This is a genomic window from Symbiopectobacterium sp., from assembly GCF_051710365.1.
GTDB lineage: Bacteria > Pseudomonadota > Gammaproteobacteria > Enterobacterales > Enterobacteriaceae > Symbiopectobacterium.
In genome coordinates this window covers 1-10,247 of sequence record NZ_JBPETA010000119.1, presented here as the reverse complement: position 1 = coordinate 10,247, position 10,247 = coordinate 1, and the positions used below count along the sequence as shown (strand labels likewise).

Genomic DNA, 10,247 nt, shown 5'->3' with positions numbered 1-10,247 from the left:
GTTCAGTATTGGTGACAGACCACCACAAGTATCCAACCTCAATTCTGTTCACAAGACCATCGTTGATGTTCTCGGCGAGCGATACCGTCGAATTTATTCTTAAAGTAGGTGCGGAATGACGGATTTAACTCTTTTCCGCGGTATTCTACCCCCTACATTCAACTATTTTTATAATTTTTAAAATATTTTTATTAATTTATTTCAATGGATTAAGTTGATTTTAGTGCGGTTCGCAGAGGGGTTTTACCCCACTAAATTTTCACGATATGATCCAAGTCAAATTTTGCTTTATACTGCTTTGTTAATATTCCCTCGCGGATAAATCTTGGAGAACGTTAGTGTGAAAGCTGACAACCCCTTTACACTTTTACTACCGGCAGCCATGGCGAAAGTCGCTGAAGATGCTGGTGTCTATAAAGCTACGAAACAACCCCTGACTACGTTTTTTTTGGCGATTACTGCTGGTGTTTTTATTTCTATCGCCTTCGTTTTTTACATCACAGCCACAACCGGTTCCGCGTCTATGCCTTACGGCATGGCTAAACTGATTGGTGGGATCTGCTTCTCACTCGGCCTGATGTTGGTTGTTGTCTGCAGCGCTGACCTGTTTACCTCAACGGTATTAACAGTGATTGCCAAGGCAAGCGGCCGCATCACCTGGAAACAGCTGGCCTGCAACTGGTGTAACGTCTATGTGGGCAACCTGTTCGGCGCACTGTTTTTTGTCGCTCTGATCTGGTTTGCCGGTGAGCACATGGTCGCCAACGGTGCATGGGGCTTGAATGTCCTGCAAACCGCAGAACACAAAGTGGAACACACTTTTGTTGAAGCGTTTTGCCTCGGTGTGCTGGCTAACCTGATGGTTTGTCTGGCGGTATGGATGAGCTACTCAGGCCGGACACTGACAGACAAAATGTTCGCAATGATCCTGCCGGTGGGCATGCTCGTTGCCAGCGGCTTTGAGCACAGTATTGCTAATATGTTTATGATCCCCATGGGGATCGTTATCAAGAATTTCGCGGCGCCCGAATTTTGGGAAGCCATTGGCAAAGCGCCGTCCCAATTTGAGCACCTTACCCTCCACAACTTTATCGTGGACAACCTGATTCCTGTCACGCTTGGCAACATCGTCGGCGGCGGTTTTCTGGTAGGGTTAACATATTGGGTTATTTATTTGCACGGTGGCGACAAACATTAATCTGTCGCCGACTGCAAATCGGGTTATGAATTCCAAACCAAAGGTAGGTGTAATATGACCGAACTGAATGAAAAATTGGCTAACGCGTGGGAAGGTTTTAGCGCGGGTGAATGGCAGAATGGCGTCAACGTACGTGACTTCATTCAGAAGAACTACGCACCGTATGAAGGTGAAGAGTCCTTCCTGGCTGGCGCTACTCCGGCAACCACCAAGCTGTGGGATGCTGTTATGGAAGGTATCAAACAAGAAAACCGCACTCACGCGCCGGTTGACTTCGATACCAACGTTACAGCCACCATCACCTCTCATGACGCCGGTTATATCGACCAGAGCCTGGAACAAATCGTTGATCTGCAAACTGACGCGCCGCTGAAACGTGCGCTGATTCCGTTTGGCGGCATCAAAATGGTTGAAGGTTCCTGTAAGGTTTATGGCCGTGAACTGGATCCGCAACTGAAAAAAATCTTCACCGAATACCGCAAAACCCATAACCAGGGTGTATTCGATGTTTACACTCCGGATATCCTGCGCTGCCGTAAATCTGGCGTGCTGACCGGTCTGCCGGATGCTTATGGCCGTGGCCGTATCATCGGTGACTACCGTCGCGTTGCGCTGTACGGTATCGACTACCTGATGAAAGACAAATTCGCTCAGTTCAATTCTCTGCAATCCAAACTGGAAAACGGTGAAGACCTGGAAGCGACTATCCGTCTGCGCGAAGAGATTGCCGACCAGCATCATGCGCTGGCTCAGATCAAAGAAATGGCTGCCAAATACGGCTGCGATATCTCTGGTCCGGCTACCAACGCGAAAGAAGCCGTTCAATGAACTTACTTCAGCTACCTGGCTGCGGTTAAATCTCAGAACGGTGCTGCCATGTCCTTCGGTCGTGTATCCAGCTTCCTGGATATCTTCATCGAACGTGACCTGAAAGCCGGTAAAATCACTGAGCAAGACGCACAGGAACTGATCGACCACCTGGTGATGAAACTGCGTATGGTGCGCTTCCTGCGTACCTCCTGAATACGATGAACTGTTCTTCGGTGACCCTCTGGGCAACTGAGTCTTTGGCCGGTATGGGCCTGGACGGTCGTACTCTGGTAACCAAAAACAGCTTCCGTTTCCTGAACACCCTGTACACCATGGGGCCGTCTCCGGAACCGAACATCACTATCCTGTGGTCTGAAAAACTGCCGCTGAACTTCAAAAAGTATGCAGCTAAAGTGTCCATCGATACCTCTTCTCTTCAATACGAGAACGACGATCTGATGCGTCCGGACTTCAACAGCGATGACTATGCTATCGCTTGTTGCGTAAGCCCGATGGTTGTTGGTAAACAAATGCAGTTCTTCGGTGCACGTGCCAACCTGGCAAAAACCATGCTGTATGCTATCAACGGCGGCGTGGACGAAAAACTGAAGATGCAGGTCGGTCCGAAATCTGAACCGATCAAAGGCGATGTGCTGGACTTTGACGTGGTAATGGACCGTATGGACCACTTCATAGATTGGCTGGCCAAGCAGTATGTCACTGCATTGAACATCATCCACTACATGCACGACAAATACAGCTACGAAGCATCGCTGATGGCGCTGCACGATCGTGACGTGTTCCGTACCATGGCATGTGGTATCGCTGGTCTGTCCGTTGCCGCTGACTCCCTGTCTGCCATCAAATACGCGAAAGTTAAACCGATTCGTGACGAAGATGGCCTAGCCATCGACTTCGACATCGAAGGCGAATACCCGCAGTTCGGTAACAACGACCCGCGCGTTGATGACCTGGCTTGTGACCTGGTAGAACGTTTCATGAAGAAAATTCAGAAACTGACCACCTACCGTGGCGCTACCCCGACGCAGTCTGTTCTGACCATCACCTCTAACGTGGTATATGGTAAGAAAACCGGTAACACACCGGATGGCCGTCGCGCTGGTGCACCGTTCGGACCGGGTGCTAACCCGATGCACCGCCGCGATCAGAAAGGTGCCGTTGCCTCTCTGACTTCCGTTGCCAAACTGCCGTTCGCCTACGCGAAAGATGGTATCTCTTACACCTTCTCCATCGTACCTAACGCGTTGGGTAAAGATGATGACGTGCGTAAGACCAACCTGGCAGGCCTGATGGACGGTTACTTCCACCACGAATCCAGCATCGAAGGTGGTCAACACCTGAACGTGAACGTGATGAACCGTGAAATGCTGTTGGATGCGATGGAACACCCGGAAAAATATCCGCAGTTGACCATCCGTGTTTCTGGTTATGCCGTGCGCTTCAACTCGCTGACCAAAGAACAGCAGCAAGACGTTATTACCCGTACTTTCACTCAGTCAATGTAATTTCCCTGACTGCCTGAAAAGGCGTAAAATAAAGGCTCCACCCCGGTGGGGCCTTTTTCTCACCCCCCGCACTGATAACCTGTTTTGCCAGCCCGCTCCTTGTACCGCGGCGGGCTGGCAAAACAGATTCAACACGACATCGGCGAGACGGTTTACCGTTCGTTTATTACACGTCCTACATGACGTCGGCGCACCATTGCATTTCCCTGTTCGTGTTAACACCGGCTGCTATTGAACGGCCACATTTGGAGAAACACTTGCAATGTCACTGATCGGTCGCATTCACTCATTTGAATCCTGCGGAACCGTTGATGGTCCCGGTATTCGTTTCATCGTTTTCTTTCAGGGATGCCTGATGCGCTGCCTGTATTGCCATAACCGGGATACCTGGGATACCCACGGCGGCAAGGAGATCGTTGTTGAGGATCTGATGAAAGAAGTGGTGACCTATCGCCACTTTATGAATGCCTCGGGCGGCGGCGTTACCGCATCAGGCGGCGAAGCCATTCTTCAGGCTGAATTTGTGCTCGACTGGTTCCGCGCTTGCCAGGCAGAAGGCATCAATACCTGCCTCGATACCAATGGTTTCGTGCGCCGCTACGATCCGGTGATCGATGAACTGTTGGATGTCACCGACCTGGTGATTCTGGATTTGAAACAGATGGATGACAGTATTCACCAGAATCTGGTGGGCGTCTCCAATCACCGCACGCTGGAATTTGCCTGCTATTTAGCCAAGCGCAATCAGCGCACCTGGATTCGCTACGTAGTCGTCCCCGGCTGGTCGGATGATGATGCCTCAGCGCATCTGCTGGGTGAATTCACCAAAGACATGACCAACATCGAGAAAATTGAATTGCTGCCCTACCATGAACTGGGCAAGCATAAATGGGTCGCTATGGGGGAAGAGTATAAGCTGGATGGTGTAAAACCGCCGAAGGCCGATACCATGAACCGCGTGCAGTCCATACTGCAAAGCTACGGACATAAAGTGATCTACTGATGTGACGCGCTCCCAAACGACGACCGTATGGGAGCATGTGTATCATGCCTTGCTTGTTATAGCAGATTTCCAGCAACCTTCACTTTCACCTGAACGGCATTGCCCGGCAAATACGCTAACGGCACTTCAAGAAATTCGATGACCACTATGCTTCCTCGCTCTGCACCCGCCGCCTCGGCCAACGCAATCGCCTCTTTTTGCAAGGCATCACGCACGCTAGCGCGATCGCACCCGGCCATCGCCACCACTCTATCAATTTGTCCGCTAACCTGCCCCAGCGCCACACCGATAGCATTGGCCGCATCAAAATTCGCTGGCACGATCACCTGGCTGACACCTTTTAACCTATCAGGTAGCAGAATACTGCCTCCTCCCACTACGATCGCGGGCACTAACGCCACAGACGTCTTCATTCGGTCAATAGCCTCCTCGACCTTGGCAATCATGGCGTGGTAAACGCGTTGGCAGAATGATGCATCCAACGTGGGGAGCACCGAGGGTGGCGGCCCCGGCCACCACTCTGGCTTACCGTTGATCAGCACATCGCTCAATGTTAGCCGATCGCCACCAAAACTCATTGCCTGTTGTAACAAGTGATAACCGACGCTGTCCGGGCCAATCAGCACCTCACCCTCTCGGGTTTCGCGCACCAGCGAGCCACCACCAATACCGATGGAGAGGATATCTGGCATGCGAAACTGCGTACGTATGCCGCCGATATTCACCGCGAGAGAAGACTCACGTGGAAAGCCCTTGGTCAAAACGCCGATATCGGTTGTCGTACCGCCCACGTCAATAACCAGCGCCTCTTTCAGCCCCGATAAATGACCTGCACCGCGCAGCGAGTTGGTGGGTCCGCAGGCCATAGTCAGGATGGGATAACGTTTGGCTGCCTCCACCGACAGTAGGGTTCCATCATTTTGGCTAAAATAAGGCTCAACCGAGATACCATGGTGCCCTAATGCATTAATGAAGCCATTCACAAAACGTTCCGCCGTCGTATGCAGCGCCGCGTTCAGGACAGTCGCATTTTCGCGTTCTAACAACCCAATGTTGCCAATACGGTGCGACAGCGACAACACGACACCAGGTAGCCTCTCACTCACCCACCGCGCGACCTGATGCTCCTGAGCCGCATTGATCGGTGCAAACACACCACAAATTGCGATGCAGTCGACCTGCCCGCGCATCCTTTCGCAGGCAGCAATTACCTCTTGGTAGATGAGAGGGTGGATCTCTCGCCCATCAATCTCATAACCGCCGTGCAACTGATAGAGATGATCGCCCACAAGCGCTCGCCATGCTGCGTCCCATCCCCACAAGGGAGGGACACCATCGCTGCTGGGCAGACTAAGCCGCAGCAAGCCTACTCGGTTCAATCCCTGACGTGATACCACTGCGTTGGTGCACTGCGTGGTGCCAAGCATGGCATAGCGGATGTGGTCTGGTGCTAACCCCGAACGGGCCATCACCCGTGCAATGGCTGACAGTATACCACCATGCACATCCTCGCTCGTCGGGGCCTTCGCGGTGGCGACACAGCGCAGATCGCCATCCAAAATAGCAGCATCGGTATGTGTTCCACCCACATCAACACCGAGACGATAGTGATTTTTTAACGCCATCATGTCGCCTTACCGATTCACCAACTGTTCAATAGCCACATAGTCAACGGGATAACCAAAATATCTGGGGCCAGCGACAGCCAACCCTCTCGTACTGCGCCACTTGGCGTGACAGGGGGATGCAACCACGTCAACTCGCTGCCCATAGAAAAGGTTTTCGGTTACGATCGGGCGACCCGTTTCACTGTCAATAATCGAGATCAGATCGGGCACCACCGCCAGCAGATTCTCCTGTGTGGGTTCAAGGGCGGCAGATGAACGGTATGCCAGCAGAAACTCATTCTGAAATAATACGGTAGCCTGTTCACCCTTATCGTTGCGCCGCCCCTCGATAAGCACGTGACCACGCGCAAAACCGCCCATGGTCTGGCGCTTAACGTCTATAATCTTGCCGGAGGCGATAACATGACCATTGAGCGCCTGGGTGATGGCGTGAATCGGGTTGCTGCCCGACTGCCACGCCAGACGTAACGTTTGTCCGATATGTTGGGCCAGGGTGAGGGTGCCGGGAATAGCGCTTTTTTTTAACGCCCGCCCGGTTAATGGGTAGTCGCACATCGCCGCTGCTGCGCCCATTTGTTCCGTGATCGCGCGAGCAAAGCGTTCGGACCAGAGGCCATCAATCGGGTATAAAACCAGCGTATTGCCTTTTTCATCCGCAAGGGTATTTGGCCCTGAAGGAAGATCGTCAAGGTAGAAGCTAACCATTTGTACTTCAGGGAACGCGCGCCCTACACCATCACAATCCACCACAGGTATCTGCTTTTGGGCGGCTACGATAAACGGAATTAAGGAGTTCACCCCACCTATCTCAATAGGGAATGTCCCTGCAATTCGTGTTTTTAATGTAGAGGACATTGTATCAATAGTGAGTAAAAACTGATTAGGCGTCATGATTTTTTCCATAATCACGGTTGTCGCGCCAACCATACTACAGGGCACAAATATCTCATCATCATCTACTTTAGAGAGTGGTGTGATCATAACCGATCCAAATAGCTTTAATGCGTGTTTAGCCATCTGTGTACCAATGAAAGGATCACCTCCTCCACCTGTACCTAATACCGATGCACCCAATGCTATATCATCGATAATTTGCTCATCGACGTATTCAAACATTACACATCCCTATATATTCTTACCGCACGGTAGATATACATTTTTCAGTGTAAAATAAACGATCATACTCGTACCAATACCATCCAACGCTGAAACAGATGTCAATGTAAAGAGGTTAAATATATCTGGCGACGTCATTAATCCTAGTATACTACCACACAACCAGGCAATCGCGCCGAAAATATTAATCGCATCCGAAGATGCTCCTATTTCAGCAAATCGATTATCACGAATAAAATAGTATTCAACCAGATACACCCCAGCGATTGGGGAGATAAATGCCCCAAGTAGTGAAAGGAAGTTGGTTAAATTATTAATCATTCCGTTTTGAGCCAGCACCAAGCCGACAACGGACAATACTATAATAAGCATAGGGCGTGTTATTATTTTTATTATGGCTGATAACCCCAATGCGGCAAAAACCAGATTAGAACTATTCGTTGTCCATTGCGCAAATACCAATACCAAGATGGCGGATGCTCCTAACCCTACGATAAAAAATGTATTTACTAAATCATCACTACCTACCATGTGAGCCAAAGATAGTGAAAGCAAAATAGTGAAACTATTGCCAAGAAAGAATCCCAACCCAGCCCCTAGAAATGCATCCTTTCGTGTTTTTGCGTAACGAGCAACATCTGGCGACATCACCGTAGATACAATCCAGATTGAAACCACATACGAAATGGCTGTCCCCATGCTCATGGGAGAAGTAATGATAGCCGGATTTGGAGCATGGATATCGACAGCAGCCAATGCCACTCCAGTGATTATTAGTATTACCATCAAGGGTACGCTGATGATGCTTAGTTGTGCTAGTGCTCTAAAACCCCAGATAGCGGTGGATGTCATCAACACCATACCAAATAACAGGACAGGTAACCGGCCTACTTCGAAGCCGTAGGTGAAAAGAGATTTTTGCAATAGTACGCTGAAGAAATCGAGTTGAAACGCAAACCATCCCAACAAAGATATCGATGTAAGCAGACCAACCACACCGCCCCCCCAACGGCCAAACACAGCAATACTAAGTAACGTAGTGGATAATCCGCAACCGTAGCCCACATTAGCGCAAAAACCCGCTAGCACGCCCAATAATGCTGAGCCGACCAGTGTTGCTACAACGGCTTGTGGGAACGGTAATCCACTGCTAAGAAATGCTCCAAAAAACAATCCTGAAATATCAATCCCAATCGCCAACCAAATTAATGCAATAACATACCAACTTTTTCTCGCTTTACCTGGGACAGTTTCGTATTCGTAATCGTATATTTTTAGCTTTTGTTGAATCGCGGTTGATATAGTATCGTTTTTTGACATAATCTCTCCATTGACAAATGGTTAATATATAGCCCCTCTTTTTATAGTATCAATACCTTTAGCCCCTTATATTTACTCATAGATCATTAATAACATGAATTTTCCCTGGCGTGGCACTAAACATCTGAACTAATTCAGGTAGTAAAGTTTGTTATTTTGCTTTATTTATATGTAGCATAAGGCTTGGTAACATCTAGTACTATCATTTTGTTTCGATGTAAACATTGTATAATTATAATGTAATGGAAAATATACCCTATGCGATTAAATAAAATGGAGATCCGTTGGTTGAAATTATTCTGCATAATCGTGGAAAAACGTGGAGTTACCAACGCACAAAATGCTACAGGTCTTAGTCAACCCGTTTTAAGTCATTATCTTTCTCGCTTGGAGGACTCACTCGGCGTTGTACTTTGCGAGCGAGGCCGCGGTGGCTTTGCTCTTACAAGTGAAGGAGAGGTTGTCTATCAAGAGGCAAAAGCCGTTATTGCAACCCTTGAAGATTTTGCAAACCGCCTCGCGGCCATTAAGCAACAATTAATCGGCACAGTAAAAATTGGCTGTCTGGACAATACGGTCACTCATCCAAGCAATGTGGTCTCCCACAGTATCAGGACACTTTATCAAAAAAGTGCAGACGCTAAGGTGATATTGACAATCGGTGACTATGACCCTCTTATGGAAAAGTTAATGAATGGCAGCATCGATATCATGTTGAGCATACTTCCTGATGATGTCCTCTCTGATGTATTCTTCCAACCCGTATTCATCGAACAAAGCTATTTTTATACTATTGCTGAAAACGCTAACCGTATTCAGCAAGAATGGCGCTCCGGTACACTGGACCCGGACATGCTTTTGATCGGAGGACACGCACTCAATGAGATATCTAAACAATTAGGCCCCATCGCCCAAAAGGGCTTACAACACGTAGCCTGGCACCTCGAGAGCAGTTTATTGCTCCTGTTAGCCGGCACCCATATTGGCTACTTACCCGATCACTACGCCGCAGCCTGGGTAGAACAGGGCAAACTGGTCGCTATCGCCCCTGACGAGTTAAACCTAACCAATATCTTTTACCTGATTCGCAACGCCAGACAGCGCCTGAGCCCGGTAGCAGAAGCGTTATGGAACAATATCGTGGAGGCAGGCAAAAGCTCATTAGCCAGCCTAAAGTGACATTTATGCCGCCAACGGTTTGGGATGGCGATCGCTTTTCTTCAGCAGCATGACCAGATAAACCAGCGATACCGCGGCAATCAGCACAAACAGCACGCGATCAGAATAGGTTTGCATCAGCGCGGCCGCCATACTGGGGCCAACAAGGCTGCCGACAGTGTAACTGAGCAGCAATGACTGGTTCATCGCCACCAGTTCTTCATGACGTACCTTTTCGCACGCCCAAGACATTGCTACCGGATACAGCGTAAATCCCGCACCGCCCAGCAAAAACAACGCAGGTGCCATTACCAGATGTCCAACGCTTAGTAACGCAACGCATGCGACAATAACGGCAAACACTAAATAGCTGTTCCTAATACCGCTACACTTTTGCCTGTCCATGTTTTCCACTGGGAAACGGGCTGACGGTTTCCATGAAGCGGCGAACCTTGTTCAGTAACTGCCACATTGAACAGCATTGATGA

At 49.4% G+C, this 10,247-nt stretch carries 7 protein-coding genes and 2 pseudogenes; 4 read left to right on the top strand and 5 right to left on the bottom strand.

The features are described 5' to 3' along the window. The first annotated feature begins 340 nt into the window (after positions 1–340). From focA to pflA, 3 genes and pseudogenes are all read left to right on the top strand, one after another. Complete coding sequence (gene focA / locus ACTBDZ_RS11610; protein WP_438815423.1) at positions 341–1,198, top strand: formate transporter FocA; 858 nt, start codon at positions 341–343, stop codon at positions 1,196–1,198. Positions 1,199–1,252: 54 nt separating this feature from the next. Beyond that, positions 1,253–3,534: pseudogene (pflB, locus tag ACTBDZ_RS11605) on the top strand (formate C-acetyltransferase). Positions 3,535–3,796: 262 nt separating this feature from the next. Then, positions 3,797–4,537 (top strand): pyruvate formate lyase 1-activating protein, encoded by a 741-nt coding sequence (pflA, locus tag ACTBDZ_RS11600; protein WP_438815422.1) that lies wholly within the window; start codon positions 3,797–3,799, stop codon positions 4,535–4,537. 56 nt (positions 4,538–4,593) lie between these two features. On the opposite strand, the gene ACTBDZ_RS11595 is transcribed toward pflA, so the two are convergent. Genes ACTBDZ_RS11595 through ACTBDZ_RS11585 form a run of 3 tightly spaced genes read right to left on the bottom strand, consistent with a single transcriptional unit; the run spans position 4,594 to position 8,601 of the window. Beyond that, a complete protein-coding gene (locus tag ACTBDZ_RS11595) occupies positions 4,594–6,162 on the bottom strand; it encodes a hydantoinase/oxoprolinase N-terminal domain-containing protein (RefSeq protein WP_438815421.1) in 1,569 nt (522 codons plus the stop codon). A 9-nt stretch (positions 6,163–6,171) separates the two neighbouring features. Then, complete coding sequence (locus ACTBDZ_RS11590; protein WP_438815420.1) at positions 6,172–7,281, bottom strand: DUF917 domain-containing protein; 1,110 nt, start codon at positions 7,279–7,281, stop codon at positions 6,172–6,174. A gap of 9 nt (positions 7,282–7,290) precedes the next feature. Then, positions 7,291–8,601, bottom strand: a complete 1,311-nt coding sequence (locus ACTBDZ_RS11585; protein WP_438815419.1) for a cytosine permease — start codon at positions 8,599–8,601, stop codon at positions 7,291–7,293. A 258-nt stretch (positions 8,602–8,859) separates the two neighbouring features. Between ACTBDZ_RS11585 and ACTBDZ_RS11580 the strand changes: the two genes are divergently transcribed. Beyond that, complete coding sequence (locus ACTBDZ_RS11580; RefSeq protein ID WP_438815418.1) at positions 8,860–9,780, top strand: LysR family transcriptional regulator; 921 nt, start codon at positions 8,860–8,862, stop codon at positions 9,778–9,780. 3 nt (positions 9,781–9,783) lie between these two features. Here ACTBDZ_RS11580 and ACTBDZ_RS11575 read toward each other — a convergent pair. Both ACTBDZ_RS11575 and ACTBDZ_RS11570 read right to left on the bottom strand, forming a co-directional pair. Next, a pseudogene (locus ACTBDZ_RS11575) lies at positions 9,784–10,125 on the bottom strand (MFS transporter); the annotation flags it as partial. A 19-nt stretch (positions 10,126–10,144) separates the two neighbouring features. Continuing rightward, the coding region (locus tag ACTBDZ_RS11570) for a hypothetical protein (RefSeq protein WP_438814434.1) at positions 10,145–10,247 on the bottom strand (103 nt) is incomplete at its 5' end.